Raw genomic sequence first — 20,665 nt, 5'->3', positions numbered from 1 at the left:
TTCTAAAAGAAATAAACAAATAATTCCCTCCGCAAGCAACGAGTAATTATTCATTGAGCTAAAATCTTAGATTAATACCAAACCGGAAATAGTTATTTATCTCAGTATCATTTTGAGGGATTGCAAAACTACCATTAAGCTGCAGGTAACTAAATCGGACTGACATTCCGGTAGTCAGGAATTTGCTTCCACCATTGGCCTGGCTTTCGTTATAATATCCACCTCGAACGGCCAACAAGTTGTTATACCAATACTCGAGGCCAACCCCATACATTAATTGTTTTCCCAATCCTACACTAACATCTTCCTTACCATTATAATATTCATAACGTCCCCACGAATTGAATAATGACTTAAGGGGGGCCTCTGCTCCCGTTGAATCCATCCGGACCATATACTTTGAAACTTCAACGCTTACAGCTAAGGTATTGATAGCATTTTCATCAAGCAGAAAGGTATTTTCAACACCAACTCTAAGTAATGTAGGTAAAGGATTTTTAAACCCGCTATCAGAATATTCCATCCGCCCACCAAAATTGGTTATGGAAACTCCAATAGTTGGAATTACTGGAACAGAACCAATAAACCATTCGCCCGGCTCATAAAACATTCCCATATCAAAACTTATAGCATTGCCGGTTTTCGCTGATAAGGAATCTGCAAATTGACCACTGGTAGCAAGCTTACTTGAAGTATATCGCACACCAAGACCTAATGTTAATGTATTGGGAATAGCAATTCTCCCATAGGATAAACCAATAGCCACTTCATGACTTGAAATATCGCCAGTGGGATTACCTTTAGGATCCTGACCAATCTGAGAACCCAAATCTAAATAGGTTATGTGCCCACCCAACGTACTCCAATCATCTAGATGCTTTTGAACACTCACATAATTATACGATAGATCATTTAATCCTGGTAAATAATTAAATCGGGTCCCTTTAAGCTGCCAGCCCTTTTGGTAAGCAAGGCCCGCTGGGTTCCAATATAGAGCTTGTCCTTGGTCCGCCTGGGCAACGCCAGTCATGCCCCGGCCGGTACTAATTGGATCTGGTTCAACTCTTAAGGCTGGGACATTAACTAAATTCCCTTGACTATAAGTTAAAAGTGGCAATAACACCAAAGCAGCGAAAGCAATAGATGATAGTTTTTTCATATTATTAATAATCTCTGAAGTTGTAATAGTTGTTCAGGAAGTAATAACAAATTTGGATGAATATGATAATAAAATATAGCCATTACATTATTGTCAGACAAATTTGTATGACGAATATTTATTTCATACCGCTCTCCGATATTATAGATAGATGCGAAAAATCACAGGGTTTAATTTGTCGTATAAGGAGCGGTTATGTAAAGTAGATTTAAAATCGGGGTTTTATATTATTCTCTCGTCTTTGTGCGGACAAGAAAGAATATTAACAGTCATCCGTCATAAAAAATAAAGGTAGGAGTAACCTTACAACCCGTCAAAATAAAAGAACTGTTTTAACGACTATGACCAATTGAATGAGAACAATCGCCTATATAACTTACGGTCTACCGACCATTTTCCTCCACCTTTGATCGTCAGGAATAGGCTTCCCATCCACATAGCAAAATCAGTACGCATCTCATGGGCCATACTCCAGAAACCATATTGGCTTAAATCGCGCAATACAAAAGGACCAAAGGACTGCCCGAAGGCAATCGGAATTTTAGTAACCACGATAGCAACCGTCATAATCGTTATAGTGGCTAAAGCCCCGGCCCGGGTTAATAGGCCCAGGCAAATTAGCACTCCAGCTACTATTTCAAAGCCGCCTACAAAAAGACCAAAGAACTCCGGTTGAGGAAAACCCATACTTTCAAACCGCCCAATTCCCCGGGAATTGGGAAATATAAACTTCTGGATACCTTCGGAGAGAAATACCAATCCAACCATCAGGCGGATTAAGATAGTGAGTTTTGACGCATTAGTTTGAATAAGGTTCTTAAGCATAATCAACTATAATTAGTTGGAATAGACACATATATAACAATATCTTAATTGAAGTTAAATTGAAAAAAATTAGGTCCCATGAATAAGAACGTTCTGATTATTGATGACGAAGAGCGCTTTCGTGAGCTGTTGGCCCGTGTGATTGGATTAGAAGGCTTTACCATTTTTCAGGCCAAAAATGCGCGGGAAGGATTTCAAATTTTACAGAAAGAAGCCATTAGTGTCGTCGTTACGGATGTAAAGTTACCGGGCATCAATGGTTTAGAGATACTCAGGCGTGTTAAAAAAGAGTATCCACTGATTGAGGTAATTGTCATAACGGCCTTTGGCACTATCGAGGATGGAGTAAATGCGATGAAGCAAGGTGCATTTGACTATATCACCAAAGGAGATGAGGATGATCATATTCACGTAGTGGTAGAGCGAGCCGTTGAAAAAGCCCAGATGAAGTCCAAGCTCCAGCATCTGGAGCAACGCATGGAAAGTCAGTATAGTTTTGAAAATATCATAGGGGAATCTAAAGCTATTCAAGAAGCTAAACAGATGGCTAAAAAGGTCGCTTCCTCCGATATGAGTGTATTACTACAGGGAGAGACCGGTACAGGCAAAGAACTTTTCGCGCAGGCAATCCACCAAGCAAGCCCACGTAAGAATGGGCCTTTTGTCGCATTGAATTGTAGCGCCTTTCCAAAGGATATGTTGGAATCTGAATTATTCGGCTTTAAAAGAGGAGCATTTACAGGAGCTGACCACTCAAAAAAGGGACTTATAGAAGAAGCGGATACCGGCAGCCTTTTCCTGGACGAGATTGGAAAAATGGATGTAGGGCTCCAGGCAAAACTACTTCGGTTTCTGGAAAACAAAACCTTTACTAAGTTGGGAGATACCAAGCAGCAATCTGTTGACATTCGTGTTATTGCAGCTACTAACAAGCGGTTAAGGGAAGAGGCTGAAGCCAAGGATTTCCGGGAAGACCTGTATTATCGTCTTGCCGGTTTTACTATTGATATTCCTCCTTTGAGGGATCGCACAGGAGATATCCCGTTACTGGCCCGCTTTTTTTTAAAGCGTGTTAAAAATAAGGTTCGGAATATTCATGATGAGGTACTCAACCTTTTAAAGGCTTACCCTTGGAGGGGTAATATTCGTGAGTTGAAAAATATTATTGAACGAGCAGCCATACTGGCAGAAGAAGATCATATTACAGCTGACCTATTGCCACCAGAATTACGGCGGAACGATCAACCTGCAATTGTTTCAACCTCCAGTACCTTGGAAGAGGTTGAGAGGTCCCACATTAAACGCGTGCTTGATAATGTGGATGGTAATAAAACGAAAGCTGCCGAAGTCTTAGGAATTGGGACAAGCACTCTCTACCGTAAAATTGAGTCATACAACCTGTAGATCTTCTTAAATTGGGAGACTCATTTCCCAAAATGGGAGACTCTTCCTTCTATTTACGTATCCCTTTTTCTTTTTGCCCTCCGTTACCCGTTCTTAACCCTGATTTACTCTTTATATTGACTATTGGTACCACGCTGGCATAATATTTTCAATATGTAACCTGTAAAGACTTCTACCATGAATATTACTATCAAATCAAAACTCTCGATTGGGATTGGCCTGTTGGCAGGCTTCGTGGTTCTGCTTTGGATCAGCGGTTCCATATTTATCAATACACTTGCTGAAAATTCCGGGGCTATTATAGAGGATAATATCCGCTCGGTTTCGTTTGCCCAGCAGATGGAGCAATCACTCAACGATCTATATACGACCCAGATTTCAGCTCTGAGCGGTGAATATACTGCACTTGCTCTAAAGAAAGATTCCTACCAAAAGGCCGTTAAGCAATTTGACAGTATTTTGGATAAGCAAGAGTCCAATATAACTGAGACAGGAGAACGGGCCCTTACCAACCAAGTACATGAAAATTATAGCAATCTGCGTGCTATCTTTGAGTCAGCTGTGCAATCTCCCCCTATATCGCCACAGATCATATCCCAGCAATTACCACCGGCTTACCACCGGGTACAACAAAACCTGAGTCAGCTTACCACCATGAATGTGGATGCGATACATCGCAAAAACAGCATTGCCCAGCAGACAGCCTCTAATGTGACTATCTACATGAGTGTCATTGGAGGGTTATGCTCAATTTTGGGGCTTTTAATGCTCATTCGGTTTCCGAGCTATATCGTAGATCCTATCCACGAGCTTATCAGGCGAATAAAGGAAATTGCCAATCGAAATTATGATCAGACATTAAGTTTTTATTCCGGTGATGAATATGAAGAGCTGGCGGAGGCTTTTAACCGGATGGCCGGAAAACTGCAGGAATACGAGAACAGCAACCTCGACCGCATTATGAGTGAAAAAAAACGGGTTGAGGCCATTATCAATCACATGGGGGATGCGGTAATGGGATTAGATGCAGCAAAATATGTTCTGTTCGCGAATGATAAGGCAATTGAGCTTATCGGTCAGGGAGAAGAAGAGCTCGTCGGGCAATATGGTCCTGATATTGCCTCCCACAATGAGCTGTTTCATAAAATTATTCAGGCGCTTTCAGGAGAGGCTGAGGAAGATATTGGATACATAAAAGTTACTGACAAAGATGAGCATTATTACTCAGTGGAAGTTACGCAAGTTCATCATGACCCAAACAATGAAGCAGCCCGTGCTACACACCTGGGAAATATTATAACACTAAAAAATGTGACCAAATTTCATGAATTGGACCAGGCTAAAACGAATTTTATTTCGGTCGTATCCCATGAGCTTAAGACCCCCATATCTTCTATCAATATGAGTCTTCGACTTTTAGGGGATAAACGGGTGGGTATGCTAAATGAGGAACAAGAAAAATTGGTATCAAGCATACGAAAAGATGTTCATCGTATGAAACAAACCACTGGTGACTTACTTGACCTAACCAAGATTGAATCGGGTAATGTTCAACTTAACACCCGGAAGGTTAATCCTAGTAATTTACTGGAGTATGCCTATGAGACCATGATTATGCAGGCCTCACAAAACGATCTAGAAATTGATCTCCAATTGAATGAGAGCTTACCACGAATACAAGCAGATACCCAAAAAACGGTGTGGGTGCTGGTTAATCTTATTTCTAATGCAATACGATATACCAGTTCCGGGGGGCGTATAACTTTGAAAGCCCAAAAGAATAATAATTCACGCTTTGTAAAATTTACTGTAGAAGATACAGGGGAAGGGATATCAGCTGATGACCTTAATAAAATATTTGATAAATATTATCAGGTAGATAAAAATCAGAAAGATAGCACCGGCTCGGGGCTCGGACTCTCCATCGCAAAAGAATTTATTATCGCCCAGGGGGGACGAATATGGGCGGAAAGCAAGACGGGAGAAGGGAGTAGTTTTTATTTCACACTACCAATAAGCAGAAATCTAAGCAATGACTAAATTTTTAGGTGTATATCGTGGATCTGCTATTTATGAAATCGAAGAATTCGATACCACAGAAGGAGAAAAAATGGGATGTAAAATTCTAGCAAAGGCACTACTCTCGGACCAACAGAATATACAGGTTGATTTTGTTGAAGAAGCAGAGACGGAAGAAAAAGCACGAGAAAAAATTAAAGTAGCTATAGACCGGTATTTAAAAAAGCACAACATGCAAAGTTTTAAAATTGATATCCGCTAACTGATACTGCAGAAACCATGGTAGGAACAACGGAAGAAGTTTTACAAAAAGAACATTTATTAGCTCAAAAGGCCCAGGGTATACTTGAGCACCAGCAAGAGCTTAAGACCCTAAATCATCAAAAAAAGATGCTAAAGCAGGAGCAACCCACCACAGAGAAGCTACAGCTTACTTATAAAGAATCTATAGAATTTGGTGAGCAAGTAAAAAAATACGAGGAAAACTTACAACAAATAGAAATTCAGCTCCAAAAAGTTCGAAGAGAGCTCCATGCCCTGAAATTACAGGCAAAAAAACTTTTGCCTGTAACTGGTATTAAAATAAAAGTATCGACCTATTCCGATGATGACTCTCCGATACAAGTGTTTTGTGTAGAGTATATAAAGTCGGCAAAGGCCAATGGAACTGAAGGTCAATTTCAAATACAGCCTTTAAAAGGATAGATCTATTCCAATAACTGAGTTCATTTCATTCAATCGGGAATTAAAGCAAGAAATAATGCAAGCAGATAAGGATGATTCCAGTAGAAGAAGAGTCGGTAATTTTACGGTGCTTGTTCCTATACATAAAGCCGAGTTGTTTAAGACTTTACTTCCCTCTGCTATTGAAGCAGCTAAAAAGTACAATGGAAAAGTTCTGCTGCTAAATGTCATAAAAAAACCCTATCTCGCTTCACCTCAAAAAGCAGAAGAAAAACGGCCAAAGCGAACATCGTTTTTGTCGGAAGGCATGAGCATGTTACACCAAGCGGAATGTAAAAGAGAAATACAGATAGAAATATCACCGGATATTTCCCGTACGATAAAACGGATAGCCCAGATGAGAGCTGTTCATTTAATTGTGATGGGTAGTAACGGTAATCAACGTGCGATCTTCAAAAATGAAATTCCCTACAATTTACAACAATTAGCTTGCAGTATAATGGTGGCAAGGGGGACCGAAAAGTCCCCATTCAGCCGCGTAGTAGTCTTCGCTGATCGGCTCCATGATGTGCCCCCCATGTTGGACCATGCTTCCTTTTTAGTTTCATCAAAGAATCCCACGCTGCATGTGTTCCATGATTTCCAGGCAGCCAGCTTAAATACAGAACTGGATACGTTTTTAAAACAGATCAAAAAATTTAAAACAAACAATCCGGAATTTTCAGGAGAAATCACTCATAATTGCATTGCAGAAACCGCCGGTGACCCCATTGAAATTCCAGCAAAAGGCAAGAAAAGAAGTTGCGTGCTCATCCGATATAGAGGCCACTGGTTCCAACAACTCATCACGATGCATAAAAATGATCCCGACATGGTAGCACAATCTACAGGACTTCCCATTTTTCTTTATAAACCTGAAAAATATTAAACCCATTTACTTTATGTACTTGTCTCATTTAACTGAGTATCGCTTTCCAATTTTGGATGTAAAGAAGATATAACGAATGAAATTACCCAACAATTGGAAACAAGAATGGATTGCATTTCTCCGCTGGTGGCGCACCTTTAGAAAGAGAGCAAGTCTCTATTTTCACCACATCCAGGATGATCTGTATGAAATTGACAAGGTAGCCCATCCCTATCTTCGGGCATTCACGGCACTGCTTAGTTTGTTGGTGATTGTCAGTGTTCTTATTCCTATTGGTTTTGAATTGACCCCAGAGCTAATTAGCCTCAATCACCAAATAGAAATAGGAATTCTTGTTGGATTTATACTCAACTTTATACTTCGACTGGTATTAAACACCGACCGGTTAGGCTACCTTAAAAAGCGATGGTTTGAAGGATTATTTAGCATTATTTCAATTGCACTGCTTGTTGATATTTTGTTTTCATTCATCGGTTTTTTTGATCTATTTTTGCCAGACACCCAGAACCCAACAGCATTTTTTCTCTCCTTTCTGAAAGGATATCTGCTTTTTATTGTCTTCATTAAGTTTTTACAGTTCCTGCCAGAACTTTTAGATCGGCAGAAAAACACGGCCCGATTCTTGGTTTATAGTTTCCTCTCGCTTATTGCGGGTGGTACATTTTTGTTAATGCTGCCCGGTGCTACTATGGACGGTCAAGGCCTGTTCTTCATTGACGCTCTTTTCACCTCCACCAGCGCAGTTTGCGTAACCGGCCTCATTGTTGTTGATACCGCTACCCATTTTACCCTTTTTGGTGAACTGGTCATTCTTGCCCTTATACAACTTGGGGGCATTGGCATTATCACCTTTGCCACTTTTCTATTCATGTTTATAAGCGGTAGTCTTGGCGTTGGGCAGATGAACACGCTCAAAGATATGGTGGGTGAAAAAAATACCAATCTTGTTACTTCAACGCTTCAAAAGGTGATCGGACTTACTTTTTTTGTAGAAGCAATAGGAGCCATAGGTTACTACTTTAGCTGGCAGGTTGATTTTCCAACTCACGGCCAGCGTATTCTTTTTTCCATATTTCATGCTGTTTCTGCGTTTTGTAATGCCGGCTTTTCGTTGTTTACCAATAGCCTGTCAGATGGAGTAAATGCCACGAATTTGGGAATTAATATCACAACAATGATTCTCATAGTAATAGGGGGATTGGGTTTTACCGTTATATGGGAGATGATTCATACCCGGACAGAGCGTACACGTTGGCGCAAAAGGCTCTCCATCCATACACAAACCGTGCTAACTACTACCGTTATTCTTATCAGTGCAGGAACGGGGTTTATCCTCATCATGGAATGGAATCAAACCCTGGCGCAATATACCTGGGGAAATAAATTTTTAGTTTCTTTATTTCAGAGCATAACCACAAGAACCGCCGGATTTAATACCATTGATACGGGTGCTATCGGAGTATCAGCTACCTTGGTGATGATTATCCTCATGTTTATTGGTGGATCCCCGGCCTCTACGGCAGGAGGTATAAAAACGACAACGTTCGCCGTTCTCATGAGATCGTTGGCAATGACCATCCGCGGGTATGACAGAATGGAATTATTCAAGCGTACCGTGCCCAACCGGATCATATTTAGAGCTATGACCGTCATTTTACTGGCCGCTTCCTGTATTAGCGTTAGTACAATCTTACTATCACTTGTGGAAGACCACGGTTTCATGGACTTGCTTTTTGAAGAGGTGTCTGCTTTTGCCACCGTTGGTCTGTCTCGGGGAATAACAGCTGATCTCACATCATGGGGCAAGTTTATTATTGTCGTCTCCATGTTTTTGGGACGCGTTGGTATTCTGACGTTTATGGTCGCTTTTGCCAACCGCATGGATACCCATGAATATAAATATCCGGAAGAAACGATTATGGTTTCTTAATTGAATAAAAAAGAACAGGTTTTATCATGAAACGACGAAGAGAACTACATTTTGCGATTATTGGAATTGGTGCCTTTGGAAGTGCCTTGGCTAAAAAGCTTTCTGAGGAAGGGGCCTATGTGATAGCTATTGATAATACTATGGAGCATATTAATCAGGTTAAGGAATATGTTTCAGATGCCATCTGTTTTGATGCCACTGATCCGGAGCTGTTGGAAAATCACGGCATTACCAACGTTGATGTGGCCATTATTGCTATTGGTGAGTCTTTTGAACCGGTGGCTCTTATTGCCATGCACTTGCGAAATTCCGGAGTCAAAGAAATTTATGGCAGGGCCGGAAGCTATATACAGGAGCAAATTTTAAAACAAATTGGGATTACGGATGTCATTCATCCCGAGCGGCAGGTGGCTGAACGCATGGGCGTTTCCTTGGTGCGACGAGGCATGTCGGATGTATTCGACTTGGGTGAAGGGCTGGCCATGTTTGAAGTGGAGGCCCCGGATTCGATGATCGACTATACGCTGGAAGAGCTTGAAATCAGGAAGAGATATGAGCTCAATTTAATTACAATCAAACGATTAAAAGAAACGGATCCTGATACTTCCTTAGATAAAAAATACAAACCAATCGGAATCTTAGCTGGAAAAACAAAAATCAAAAAGGGAGATCGTTTTATACTGGTAGGAACTAAAGAAAATTGCGATAAACTATTGGATACTAATTAGTGTCGTATAACACGGTATTAATTCACAAAAAGATGCCATGTCAAATAACAAAATTGATCTTTCTTTCCCTACAGGAAAGGCTCTTTGGACTCTATTAGTCTCTCAAGATAGGCAGGAAGCAAAGCTAACGCATATACAAGAGATGCTGGAAGAGGTTTATGCCGAAGGAAAAAATGAAGATATTGAAGAAGTCAGAAAACGGTTAGATCAGACAAATGAGAAACTTCACCAAAAGAAGCTTAGGACAATTCTGAAAGAGGTGGGAATAAGCAATAAGACCATCGAAATAGCTTTAGAAAACATATTCGATTAAAAGCTGAGCAAGGCAACCTTCATAGCTTAGTTGTAAGCTTAAATTGATTAGCCAAATTGCTATGAATTAGGATTCAGCTATTCCCAGCATTTTGCTACATGTTTAGAAACATTTATTTTTTCTCCAAGTGAATACCAGCAGTAAAGCTAATAAGAATTAGTATGTACTCAAGTTAGGGTATACCCTAAATCGCTACGCTTTCCGAGGACCTAAATCGGCGTTAGCAGGTCGCATTTGCCTGTTTCGATACAATACCCTAATTTCGCTACGGTAAAGTCCAACGAACCTGATGCTATAATGAAAGCCACCTACGTCCGTGTCTCAACCTTCGAGCAAAACATATCCCGCCAGCTGGAGGGCAAGGAAGGGGAGGTGTATTGGGACAAAGTCTCCGGCATGGTTGCCTTTGAAGATCGAGAAAATGCGGCCCGGCTGCTGGCCGACGCCGAGGCGGGAAAAATTGACCAGGTCGAGGTCCATTCGATCGACCGGCTGGGCCGGGATGCCATAAACGTGCTGCAGACCATCAAACGCTTTACCGAGCTGGGGGTGAACGTGAAATCCCAAAAGGAAGGCCTCAACACCTTACTCGAAAATGGCGACCAGAACCCCGTGGCCAAGCTGTTGGTATCGGTCCTGTCCACCTTAGCCGAGATCGATTACAACAACAGGAGGGAGGCCCAACGCGAAGGCATTGCCCGGGCCAAAGCGGAAGGTAAGTACAACGGCCGGGCTAATGGTACTAGCTTATCGGATGTTGATTTGATTGATAAGCATTCGGATATCGTAGAAGAATTAAATAGGGGAGAGACTATCCGCCGAACGGCGAAGCTAACGGAACGAAGTACGAATACCGTTCAACGGGTGAAAAAAGCCCTGGATGGTCTAAAACAGACCGACTAATATGTACGATTGAGTCAGTGATCGCCGCTTAGAAGCAAAATTTCAAAAACTAATCATATTGGTATCTTTATTTATAGAAAAATCTATGTAAAGTTCTTTCTTAATTGATTTTTAGTTTTCAATCCACTTCTGTGGTAAATCAATTCTATTTGGTCAAGTAAAAAGCTTTTATCAAGCTTATTTAATTCATCATATGCTTTCATATGGCATTTTCTAAACAATTCATTACTCCCACAGAAGCATTTATTACTACGATTTAGTCTTGGTTTCGTAGCAATATAATTCATCAAGAAAAGCGTTTTTCGTATATCATTTCCAGTTTCAAGTTTTGAAGAAAAAAACTCATAGATCCCCATTAATCCGTGAGCATAACCTGAGTTAACATAGAACCCTTCCTCCATTCTATATGTCTGATTAAAAAGATAAGGTGTTAATTCATTTTCAATAAAACCCACAATTGTTATACCGTCTCTACATTTGATTATTTCTGATGGTAGAACATCTATACAGCAAGAGCCGTCTTTATAAATATGCCAATCAGCGATTTTGGGAATTCTTTCGCTTGTTTCAAACACTTTAGGGAAGCGATAAGGAAACCCCTCTTTGTTTCTTATCTCTACCTGGAATGTCCCCCAATTTTTACCTGCATCATCTATTATTGCTAAATTTCCTTTAAGGTACTTTTTCCCATTTTCAGAGGCTACCTCAAAATCGGGATACTTCTCTATTACGGGTGCCAATTGATTAACAAATGTTAAATATCCTTCTTTCATAGCTACGATGCCCATGGATTCGATGAGGCTGCACCGATTGCTAAAGCTCCTGTATGTTTCTTTTCATCCTCATCTTGCGCATTACTACAAGAAAATCTATTGCCGAAAATTTTCTGCCAGTATTTACAAGCTTCCATTTGATTTCCTTCCCGAAGCGCATGTTGGGCTTGTTCAATAAAATGAGCTAATACATTCATGAAATACCCCTCATGGGAATACTCCTCAAATAAATCTTCTCCCGCTGGAGTAGTGGGCCGCTCACACTTAAATTCCCTACTCAGTTCTGCCTGTATATTAACAAGGGTCTCCTTTAGAGCTATATCATCCCGCTTATGACGGTAGTAATTATTAACAGCAAGGATTGTCATTATAAAACCGCTGGGCATCTTTATTGATGAATTACTAAACTCTCTATAATCGCACCAAGCTTTTAAGTACCTTATAAGCCTTATTAGCTGTTGTTTTTTTCCAATCTGTGCCTTAAACCATTCTATAAATTCTTTAGGATCACTATATACCCAGCCTTTTGCCTTATGAGCAAGCTCCGGGGTATCCTCTTTTTTATAGTAAATAGGCAAATCAATATGATGCCCATCAGCAAAAACAACTCGAACACAGGTATTTTTATCTATTGGCTTTTGAGACGTGTGTCCATCTATAGCTTCACAAATCCAATTATGATGGGTCTGTATAGTTTTTCTTTCCTCTTCAAAGTCATCTCCGATAAAATAAATACCATCATCAATATCATACTTATATAACGTTTGTTCTTCACCACCGGCTTCTTCTTTTCGTGGAATAGGATTGACAGCGGTATCTGTCTCCATTGACCCCTGGCCAGCAAATTTTGGCGTAATTTCATCCGGTCTTTCCTCAGAAAAATACTTGCGTATTTTTTTTCGAAGATCATTACGGGAAATTTTTAAGCTATCTTTTCTGGCTTTGGTTAATCTTATTGTGGAATCGAATTCGTGTAATAAATCAGTGCAGTTTGCCATGGTTATATATTGTTTAAAATTCGTGCTTTAGTTCTGTTGATGTGAAATTTACTTTCATTTTTCCCCTGGTTTGCTCCTTGCGATTAGTAAAATAATTCCCCGTTAGTTTTCTGGGGGTATTACCATTCATAATAACCTTCAATTCATTAGCCCCCTCATGGCAGTCCAGGTATTCGTCAATTTTGGTGCCAGAATTAAAGTAGAAAAAGTAGACTGAGTAGTGCCCATTTTCTGACCTTATGTTCTCAACCAGACTTATCGAATGAGTATTTTCATGGTTCTCACTATTGAAATAGGTATTTATCTGGATTTCAGATGCTGTCTGAATTATCTCCACCACTGTATCCATTTTATTTTTCTGTCCATCTCTCTCATACTCAATGTATCCAGTATATCTTCCATTTAAATTTGGCACTTTAACAAGGCTATTAAATACTGGGTATTTCCATAAATACTTGTCATAAACAACCAACAAACTCGCTATAATCGCAGTATTTGTTGGAGCTCTAAGAATAAATTCGCCACTCTGGTGCAAGTAACTTTGAATAAATTCGAAACCCACATCAAAACCGACTGCCAAGGCTAAAATTGTAACTATCAATTTTTTTGTTTTATAATACCTGAACGATAATTTCATCGATAAATAATTTTACGTTGAGCTTTCACTTACATTACCTAAACCGTTAACTAACGGTTTGCGGTATAGTTAAATACAAGGAGGACATGGACTGGAAAGATTTTGAAAATGAGACTACCGAGGATTTGATGGCGTATGTCAAATTCAAAGAAGATCCGGACTACGAAGATGCGGCTAAAGCAGCTTTCACAGCATTAACTTTCCGATTCCGATCAGATATAATTGATAAATGCACTATTATATGTAGAAAGTGGGGCTACACTGATGATGATGCTATCGAACTGGCTAAGAGAACTTTTGAGAGATTTTGGAAGTATCCCACCTTTTCAAAATCAGAATGCAGGGTTGAAGACACAGATGAATGTTTTAAGCTATATTTGTATAGAATTTCACAAAATGAGTTAAAGCGGTCATATAACAAAAAAGATTACCCATACGGTGGAGATGAAAAAATAAGAACCTCTCTTATTGATGAAGATAAAAGCTACACCCCAGGAGAGTTGAAAACTCTGCAGGAAGCAGAGGATAAATTGGATAATGCACTGGAAAACTTAACTCAAAAGCATAAAATAATTTTTCTAACCTATAGTGCCTATGAAGAAGAGGGCTATAAGCTCCCTCGCGAATTATTGAAAAAATTACGGAAGGCATTAGATCTTACCCAAAGTTCGATTAGGGTATATAAGAAAGATGCTTTTGAAGCTATAGAAAAGAGGATAAAATAATGGCAAAAAACAGAATCAACATAACTCCGGAAAATTTAACCGTATGGCTACGTTCTACAGGATACCTATTTCCACGAACAAAAGTTGAATTATCTCGATTAAATAAACTATATCCAGAAGTCAAAAGAGATACAAAAGATGAACAGGTAGATCCTTATGAAATGTTAGAAAACTCAAGAGAAAGAGAACCACTTAATTTACAAGTTTCAGAGAATATAGAAGAAGACTATTCAGGCCTAAGAATGGCTGCCAGAAAATATGAAAAACTGCCAGAACACATTATAGAAAAGATGAAGAAGAAGCATAAAAATAATGGTGGAGATAAATCCGAAAACTAAACAACTAATAGACAAACATACCAAGTCCTTAACTGAAGAATTTTATAAGGGTAACACTACAGCTCTTCTGAAAATTATTGAAGATGAAGAATTAAACCTTCACATTAATAATTACGAAGATCATTTTGATGGTATGTTGGTATGGGATCAAACACAGTTTCATATCCACCTTAATGAGGCAAAGGGAAATTTACCTACTACCAAAAGAGGGCGTTTTACTTTAGCTCATGAGTTAGGGCATTATTTCATAGAGCCCCACAGACAAGGCTTAAAACGAGGTTTAATCTCTCCCCATCCATCTAATTTATCCTTAATACATTCAGAACGAATTGAAAAAGAAGCCGACAAATTCGCTGCTTCTCTCCTAATGCCCCAGGAAAAGTTACGGGACTTTACGGGAGGAAGAGAATTCTCACTTGAAATAATCAAAGAGATCTCAAATGAATTCCAAGTAAGTCTTACATCAGCTGTTATTCGATTTGCAGAAATAGGTACTCATGAGGTATTGGCTGTATTTAGTAGTAAAAACCAAGTTAAATGGTTTTGTAAGAGCGATGATTTCCCCTATCTAGAATTTAAATTTGACGTGGGAGGTGAATTGCCTCCTACCACCGTAGCAGGAGAATTTTATAGAAAAAAAGATAGTAGGTATACAGTAGTAGAACTAGTAGATATAGAAGATTGGTTCTACTGGAAAGAGGGAGCTCCTGAATACCAAATGTATGAACAGTGTTTTTATTCAGATTTGTACGAATTTACGATAAGTTTAATTTGGTTTGAGTAGTAATAAATTTAGCTTGGGTTTAAGAGCAGGTGAAAAAGAGTTACTACCAAAAGTCTCATATCATGATCTATATAGGATGGAACATTAGAAGAGATAAAGGATTGGTTTTGAACTTTGAATGAATTATCAATAGAATAGAAAAAAATCAGGCTATATCACCCCCGTTGTCCTACTCTTAATAATTGTAAAGCCGATCTGACATTAGAGTGTCAAAAAGAATAAAAACCCTTCCAAAATTTCTATTTATTGGACGTTAAATATGTTATGTTACATATATAATATAACATAAATTCAAGTCACATGGCACGAGGTAAATCAGGAAGAATAGTAATAGAGGTAGATCCGGAGCTTAAGAAAAAATTATACCAAGTTTTAGAAAAAAAAGACCTAACACTTAAATCTTGGTTTGTGAATCAGGCTGAACTTTATATCCGGAATCATGACCAGTTGCAAATTTTCCACGAAAAAGATAATACAGGGACTAATAATTAATGGATTTTAAAGCGAATCAAACAGATCAAAAACTGAGAGGTGGATACTATACCCCCTTAGACCTGGCCGAATTCATGGCAAAGTGGGTAACTAAAGGCGATATCAAAAAAATTCTTGAGCCAAGTAGTGGAGATGGGAACTTTTTCCAAGCGCTTTCAAGGATTGTAAGAGATGGAGAACCAGAAATAAAAGTAACTGGAGTAGAATTAAACAAAGAAGAGGTTGAAAAATCTAGAGAAAGGATAAAAACATTAAATAATATCCAATTTGAAATATTAAATGAAGACTATCTTGAATGGGGGTTAAAGTCCCAAAATAATAATTCTTTTGATGCAGTTATTGGTAATCCACCCTTCATTAGATATCAATATTTGCCGAAAGAGTATCAGGATCGAGCTGAGAAAATATTTGATCTATATAATTTGAAATTTACTAAACATACTAACGCTTGGGTTCCTTTTGTAGTTCAAAGTTTTGAAATGCTCAACCCAGGTGGCCGTTTAGCAATGATATTGCCATCTGAATTAATGCATGTTAGTCATGCACAGTCTTTGAGAGAGTATTTAGGAAAAAATTCCGAAAAGATATTAATTCTTGATCCTAAAGAGCTATGGTTTGAAGATACTTTACAAGGAGCCTTAATTCTTTTTGCTGAAAAGAAAAAAAGTGCCAAAGATAAATCTCGCGGATTAGGTATAAAAGAAATAACTAACCGATCTTTTGCAGATGATGATCCTCATAAATATTTCAAAAATATTAATTTTATTAATGGTGAAACTATAACGGGCAAATGGACTAAAGCGGTTTTAAATAAAAAAGAATTAGAGTTAATAAAAGAGATTAAATGCAGTTCAGAAGCCTATCAATTTAAAGAGATTGCTGATGCTAGCGTTGGAATAGTAACTGGAGCTAACAAGTATTTTTTAATAAACAAAAAAGATGCGAGAGAGTTTGGAATAGAGGATTGGTCACACCCAATGTTTGGAAGAAGCGAACATTGCCCTAAGCTTGTTTACGATGAAGATCAGCACAATAGAAATATTGAAAAAGAATTACCTACAGAATTTATATGGTTTGATGTAGATAAATTTGAAGAGCTGGGTGAAGATGCACAAAAATATGTGAAAAAAGGTGAGGATAAAGAGTATCACAAGCGATATAAATGTAGAATAAGAGATCCTTGGTTTAAGGTACCATCTGTATATGCCACTGAAATTGGAATGCTAAAGCGTTCTCATAATTATCATAGATTGATACTAAATGAGATTAATGCTTATACGACCGATACTGCTTACAGAATTAAGTTGAAAACAGACTCAATAGAGCCACATCAACTAGTATATAACTTTCTAAATTCTTTTACTGCTTTGACTGCTGAATTAGAGGGAAGGTTTTATGGTGGTGGAGTTCTTGAACTAATCCCTTCCGAAATTAAAAAAACTTACGTGCCTATAATCAATTCTTCATACTCTGATTTGAAAGAATTAGATAAGAAATTTAATAGCTTGGACCCAGAAGAGGTTTTAAAACAACAGGATGAACATATTTTGAAATCCTTTGGACTTAGTAAAAATGATAGGAATATAATTCATAATGCTTGGCAAAAACTAAGAGATAGAAGGCAACGAAAATAAGTAAGTAAAATAGTTGGTATCACAATTTAGCCTATTTCAATTTTAAATATATCTTCCTTTTTAGCGTTTCTATAAAGCTTAAGTTTTTCACCGAGTAACTCACGTTTTGCAATAACATCACGAGCGTCCCCCCAATGAATTTGCGTCATCGAATTATTTTGGTGATAAGATTTTGAAGTGGTGTCAGAATTATGTGATAATTTCAAAGTGTGTATGCCAAAATCGACCCCTTTTATGACTATTTGAAAATCCCCCACCACCCTTTCATAATGGCTTAGGTGATCCCTGTCATCATTTTGCCATGGTAGTTCATCGAATATAACATCTCTAAAGTAATGTCTTTGATCAATATCATCCATGTTGCCTTTTGTAAAAAGCATAGATCCGGTAGGATTTGTGTTTGGTCCTGTTGGAATATTCAAATGCCTTTCTTTAAGCTCATTACTCTCCCAAACGAGAATCCAGTCCTGTGAAGTTACAGTTTCTTTACCTTGGAGTTTATCAAGTTCTTTATTAGTTCGTCCCTTGCGACTTATATTTATATTTTTCCTATAGCTATCTATCGGAGCTACTGAATTTTTAATTTGAGGGCTGCTAGCTCTAGGATTGTTTGATTGTTTTGCTGCTCTTTCATCAACTACTATCCCATCCTTAATCATTTGAACTACTTCTCGACCGTTCTTTATTTTAGTTGTATTATCGGAATGGTTGGTAGGTAAGCTGACAACACCTTCTCTTAAATCATTATATGCTTCTTGATCAGATTGATTGGTAAGATCAAATTTTATTGAAATACTTGTTTCAATATTTGATGTCAATCCAGATAACGTAAGGTTGGCACTACCAACTATTGCATAAGCAGTTGATTCATTTTTTGATAAATAAACTTTGGGGTGAAATAGAACATTACTTTTTCCAGTATCGACGCAATATATATTTATATCGTGCTTTAAAAGGAGAGAAATAGATTGAGCAGTAGTAATTCCGTTTCTTACACCCACATAAAATGAAATCTTATCCCTAGAGATATTAATCTCATCTAAAAGAATTTGTATTCCTTCGGATCGTGCAAAAGCAGCACATAATATAAGTTCTTCTATGTCATCAAGTTCCGAAATATTTTTAATCGCATCGTCATGAAAGTTACTATCCCTCAAGCCCTGGTATAATGTTGAAACCGTTGCCATTTCAAGTATCGTTTTTTAACAAATCTATGAGCTTTAAATCCAGGGCCTGAGCAATCTTATTCATGTTAATAAGGGTAATATTCCTTTCCGCTCTTTCAACCATCCCAATGTAAGTTCTATGAAGATCAGCAAGGTTAGCTAAATCCTCTTGTGATAATTTTTTTTCTACTCGTGCTTGCCGTACCCTGTCGCCAAATAGATTTAGTATGTTATTTTTATTATTTGCCATATATTAGGCTAACTAGATGAATACTATAAGTCTACATACTATACGTATCATTTTATTTGGTGCAATTTTTCAACCAGAGTATATCCCCTAAAGATTAAATTTTGAGAGGATACCCATCCCTAGATCTTCCTCATACTGTCTCGAAAGAAATATTACTTATTATTGTAGAACCTAGCCCAAAAAATAATATGGTGGGATCTGGAAAGTTTGTCTCATGAAATTTATTGAAACAATCAGAGTGGCGGTCTTTACTTTATTTGCTTCCAGCAAAACAAAAGACTAAAACTCTTTAGAGGATAGCTATAAATAAACGAGTTTTAATTGGTTATAGAAATGATTTACTAAGAGAAATAAAAAGCACAAAAACCTTAAATTATCACAAAAGGCTTGCTAAATTAAGGTAGGCAACCTAGATCCTATCAGAATTCATTCAATTGGAACAAAGGTTAAAATGATACCCTCTCAAATTTAGACTATAATAGAATATTGCTATATCATGAATATAAGTAGGAGGGCGATAGGGGAAGTAGCATTTGATGGTCAATTAATCTCATTCTTTTTATTATTATGAAGCCATGGTTTGTCTATATAATACGCTGCGCCAATGGCCATCTCTATACGGGGTGCACAACCAATGTGATACGACGCTGGCACCAGCACCGGCAAGGCAAGGGGGCTAAATACTTACGAGCCCATAAGCCCCAAGCCGTCGTTTTTACCGAGCAGCACCCCAACCGATCCAAGGCTTGCCAGCGTGAATATGAGATTAAGGGCTACTCCAAACAGGAAAAAGAGGCTCTTATATCATAATAATATTTTATGCCGTAACCCAATAGGACACAGTTAGTTAAAGCAAAATTTAAAAATCCGACAAAATTTTTACTTTACATAAGATAATTTATACGACAACTATTTAAGGCCGGCAGAGAAAAAATAATTCATAATTATACGTTTTCTATTCCTCTTTAGCGCTGGCAACCTTCTCAAGTTGCTGGATAGCTTCTTGAATCGCGGCTTTAGCTTTATTCAAACTCGAGAGATCAATCGTGTTAGTTTCTTGACCACTAATTGATGGTATAATAGCAATCAATCCTTCCACCTGGTGTTCGGATACCAACAAGCTTTCCAAAAGATTCTCTTTAATATTGGCAACATCTTTTTTGGTGTATTCCATAGCAAAAATTTACATTCTTGGTATTTGGCCTATCCTATACCATGCCGACCGGTCCAATCACCACTTAGAATCCAAAATTAAAAGCCGTTTAGATCCCATATAGGCTATTTTGGGGATATAGGCGTAAATCGGTCTATTTCACCGGAGAGCAAATATGTTTTACCACTAATAGTAATAAAAATGCCCTACTCCCCATAATGGTTTTCAGGCACTATATTTATTCTTGTTCGGTAGCCGCCGTTTCCTTTGGACTCAAAAACTCAACAGTTTCAGCTTTTACATGGGTGGAATATCGGGTTGTACCCTTATCATCTTCCCATTTATTAGTTTTCATCTTTCCTTCCACGTATACTAACGATCCCTTGCTTAAGTACTGGTTGCAGTTTTCAGCTAATCCACCCCAGACTTTAATCTGGTGCCAGTCGGTTACCTCACCTTTTTTTCCTTCTTCAGTTCTGTAACGCTCAGCTGTGGCAACTGAAAAATTTACAACGCTTGAACCGCTATCTGTTTTATTCAATTCGGGATCTTTCCCTAACCGTCCAATGACTTGTGCTTTATTTAAAGAACTCATAATCGACCTATTTTCTAATATTAAAATTAAAGGGGAGATTCCCGTCTCCCACTGGTAGTAAAGTACAAAATATCGGGGTCTTTATCAAATAATAATGTATATATTTACACGTTTATTTATTTATTGATCAGTGCTTCCCCCTGAATGCGCGGCTCCCAGGAAAACAAACCATTCCCCGGCAGCGGGGGCATCAGATTAGTTTTTCTGGACGGGGGTTTCGGGCAAGG

At 38.3% G+C, this 20,665-nt stretch carries 24 protein-coding genes; 15 read left to right on the top strand and 9 right to left on the bottom strand.

The annotated features are described in order from the left end of the window. Window positions 1–58: 58 nt before the first annotated feature. Both BUB16_RS19465 and BUB16_RS19460 read right to left on the bottom strand, forming a co-directional pair. Window positions 59–1,159, bottom strand: a complete 1,101-nt coding sequence (locus BUB16_RS19465; RefSeq protein ID WP_073068236.1) for a PorV/PorQ family protein — start codon at window positions 1,157–1,159, stop codon at window positions 59–61. 339 nt (window positions 1,160–1,498) lie between these two features. Beyond that, window positions 1,499–1,984, bottom strand: a complete 486-nt coding sequence (locus BUB16_RS19460; protein WP_073068235.1) for a DoxX family protein — start codon at window positions 1,982–1,984, stop codon at window positions 1,499–1,501. Between the two features lie 78 nt (window positions 1,985–2,062). On the opposite strand from BUB16_RS19460, the gene BUB16_RS19455 reads away from it, so the two are divergent. The 9 genes from BUB16_RS19455 (at window position 2,063) to BUB16_RS19415 (ending at window position 10,893) form a co-directional block, all read left to right on the top strand. Next, complete coding sequence (locus BUB16_RS19455) at window positions 2,063–3,388, top strand: sigma-54-dependent transcriptional regulator (protein ID WP_073068233.1); 1,326 nt, start codon at window positions 2,063–2,065, stop codon at window positions 3,386–3,388. A gap of 177 nt (window positions 3,389–3,565) precedes the next feature. Continuing rightward, a complete protein-coding gene (locus BUB16_RS19450; RefSeq protein WP_084088457.1) occupies window positions 3,566–5,428 on the top strand; it encodes an ATP-binding protein in 1,863 nt (620 codons plus the stop codon). Beyond that, the gene (locus tag BUB16_RS19445; protein WP_073068231.1) at window positions 5,421–5,669 is read left to right on the top strand and encodes a hypothetical protein; all 249 of its coding nucleotides are present in this window, start codon (window positions 5,421–5,423) and stop codon (window positions 5,667–5,669) included. Before BUB16_RS19450 ends, BUB16_RS19445 begins: the two co-directional genes overlap by 8 nt. A 17-nt stretch (window positions 5,670–5,686) precedes the next feature. Continuing rightward, entirely contained in the window at window positions 5,687–6,112 is a 426-nt protein-coding gene (locus BUB16_RS19440; protein WP_073068229.1) for a hypothetical protein, read from the top strand. Between the two features lie 55 nt (window positions 6,113–6,167). Beyond that, entirely contained in the window at window positions 6,168–7,019 is an 852-nt protein-coding gene (locus BUB16_RS19435; RefSeq protein ID WP_073068227.1) for a universal stress protein, read from the top strand. Between the two features lie 76 nt (window positions 7,020–7,095). Further along, window positions 7,096–8,949, top strand: a complete 1,854-nt coding sequence (locus BUB16_RS19430; RefSeq protein WP_073068225.1) for a TrkH family potassium uptake protein — start codon at window positions 7,096–7,098, stop codon at window positions 8,947–8,949. Window positions 8,950–8,975: 26 nt separating this feature from the next. Further along, the gene (locus tag BUB16_RS19425) at window positions 8,976–9,677 is read left to right on the top strand and encodes a potassium channel family protein (protein WP_073068223.1); all 702 of its coding nucleotides are present in this window, start codon (window positions 8,976–8,978) and stop codon (window positions 9,675–9,677) included. A 37-nt stretch (window positions 9,678–9,714) separates the two neighbouring features. Beyond that, on the top strand, window positions 9,715–9,990 hold the full coding sequence (locus tag BUB16_RS19420; RefSeq protein WP_073068221.1) for a hypothetical protein: 276 nt from the start codon (window positions 9,715–9,717) through the stop codon (window positions 9,988–9,990). 297 nt (window positions 9,991–10,287) lie between these two features. Beyond that, on the top strand, window positions 10,288–10,893 hold the full coding sequence (locus tag BUB16_RS19415) for a recombinase family protein (RefSeq protein WP_073068219.1): 606 nt from the start codon (window positions 10,288–10,290) through the stop codon (window positions 10,891–10,893). Between the two features lie 83 nt (window positions 10,894–10,976). Here the strand turns inward: BUB16_RS19415 and BUB16_RS19410 are convergent, their stop codons facing one another. From BUB16_RS19410 to BUB16_RS19400, 3 genes are read right to left on the bottom strand one after another with little or no spacing between them, the layout of a single operon-like run. Beyond that, window positions 10,977–11,666, bottom strand: a complete 690-nt coding sequence (locus BUB16_RS19410) for a ubiquitin-conjugating enzyme family protein (protein ID WP_139240388.1) — start codon at window positions 11,664–11,666, stop codon at window positions 10,977–10,979. Window positions 11,667–11,668: 2 nt separating this feature from the next. Then, window positions 11,669–12,664, bottom strand: coding sequence for a CBASS cGAMP synthase (locus BUB16_RS19405; protein ID WP_073068215.1), 996 nt, complete (start codon window positions 12,662–12,664; stop codon window positions 11,669–11,671). 13 nt (window positions 12,665–12,677) lie between these two features. Beyond that, the gene (locus BUB16_RS19400) at window positions 12,678–13,301 is read right to left on the bottom strand and encodes a Cap15 family cyclic dinucleotide receptor domain-containing protein (RefSeq protein ID WP_073068213.1); all 624 of its coding nucleotides are present in this window, start codon (window positions 13,299–13,301) and stop codon (window positions 12,678–12,680) included. An 86-nt stretch (window positions 13,302–13,387) separates the two neighbouring features. Between BUB16_RS19400 and BUB16_RS19395 the strand changes: the two genes are divergently transcribed. The 5 genes from BUB16_RS19395 to BUB16_RS19375 all read left to right on the top strand — a co-directional run bounded on the left by BUB16_RS19395 (window position 13,388) and on the right by BUB16_RS19375 (window position 17,274). Continuing rightward, window positions 13,388–14,026 (top strand): RNA polymerase sigma factor, encoded by a 639-nt coding sequence (locus BUB16_RS19395; RefSeq protein ID WP_073068211.1) that lies wholly within the window; start codon window positions 13,388–13,390, stop codon window positions 14,024–14,026. Continuing rightward, window positions 14,026–14,364 (top strand): hypothetical protein, encoded by a 339-nt coding sequence (locus tag BUB16_RS19390; protein ID WP_073068209.1) that lies wholly within the window; start codon window positions 14,026–14,028, stop codon window positions 14,362–14,364. Before BUB16_RS19395 ends, BUB16_RS19390 begins: the two co-directional genes overlap by 1 nt. Continuing rightward, window positions 14,339–15,148 carry an ImmA/IrrE family metallo-endopeptidase gene (locus BUB16_RS19385; protein ID WP_073068207.1) on the top strand — a complete coding sequence of 270 codons (810 nt, stop codon included), beginning with the start codon at window positions 14,339–14,341 and terminating at the stop codon, window positions 15,146–15,148. Before BUB16_RS19390 ends, BUB16_RS19385 begins: the two co-directional genes overlap by 26 nt. A gap of 300 nt (window positions 15,149–15,448) precedes the next feature. Next, entirely contained in the window at window positions 15,449–15,640 is a 192-nt protein-coding gene (locus tag BUB16_RS19380; RefSeq protein WP_073068205.1) for a hypothetical protein, read from the top strand. Next, window positions 15,640–17,274: an N-6 DNA methylase gene (locus BUB16_RS19375; RefSeq protein WP_073068203.1), complete on the top strand. Its 1,635-nt coding sequence runs from the start codon at window positions 15,640–15,642 to the stop codon at window positions 17,272–17,274. The genes BUB16_RS19380 and BUB16_RS19375 overlap by 1 nt, the downstream gene beginning before the upstream one ends. A 26-nt stretch (window positions 17,275–17,300) precedes the next feature. Here the strand turns inward: BUB16_RS19375 and BUB16_RS21125 are convergent, their stop codons facing one another. After that, a complete protein-coding gene (locus BUB16_RS21125) occupies window positions 17,301–18,461 on the bottom strand; it encodes a phospholipase D family protein (protein ID WP_084088456.1) in 1,161 nt (386 codons plus the stop codon). A gap of 1 nt (window position 18,462) precedes the next feature. Then, window positions 18,463–18,690, bottom strand: coding sequence for a helix-turn-helix domain-containing protein (locus BUB16_RS19360; RefSeq protein ID WP_073068201.1), 228 nt, complete (start codon window positions 18,688–18,690; stop codon window positions 18,463–18,465). Window positions 18,691–19,257: 567 nt separating this feature from the next. Here BUB16_RS19360 and BUB16_RS19355 point away from each other — a divergent pair. After that, window positions 19,258–19,500, top strand: a complete 243-nt coding sequence (locus tag BUB16_RS19355) for a GIY-YIG nuclease family protein (RefSeq protein ID WP_073068199.1) — start codon at window positions 19,258–19,260, stop codon at window positions 19,498–19,500. 145 nt (window positions 19,501–19,645) lie between these two features. Here BUB16_RS19355 and BUB16_RS19350 read toward each other — a convergent pair whose 3' ends face one another. Then, window positions 19,646–19,864, bottom strand: a complete 219-nt coding sequence (locus tag BUB16_RS19350; RefSeq protein WP_073068197.1) for a hypothetical protein — start codon at window positions 19,862–19,864, stop codon at window positions 19,646–19,648. Between the two features lie 217 nt (window positions 19,865–20,081). Then, window positions 20,082–20,438, bottom strand: a complete 357-nt coding sequence (locus BUB16_RS19345; protein ID WP_073068195.1) for a single-stranded DNA-binding protein — start codon at window positions 20,436–20,438, stop codon at window positions 20,082–20,084. Between the last annotated feature and the right edge of the window lie 227 nt (window positions 20,439–20,665).

Origin of the sequence: Fodinibius roseus, from assembly GCF_900129315.1 — a bacterium.
In the GTDB taxonomy this organism is placed as follows: Bacteria; Bacteroidota; Rhodothermia; order Balneolales; family Balneolaceae; genus Fodinibius; species Fodinibius roseus.
This window is presented reverse-complemented; position numbering and strand designations above follow the sequence as displayed.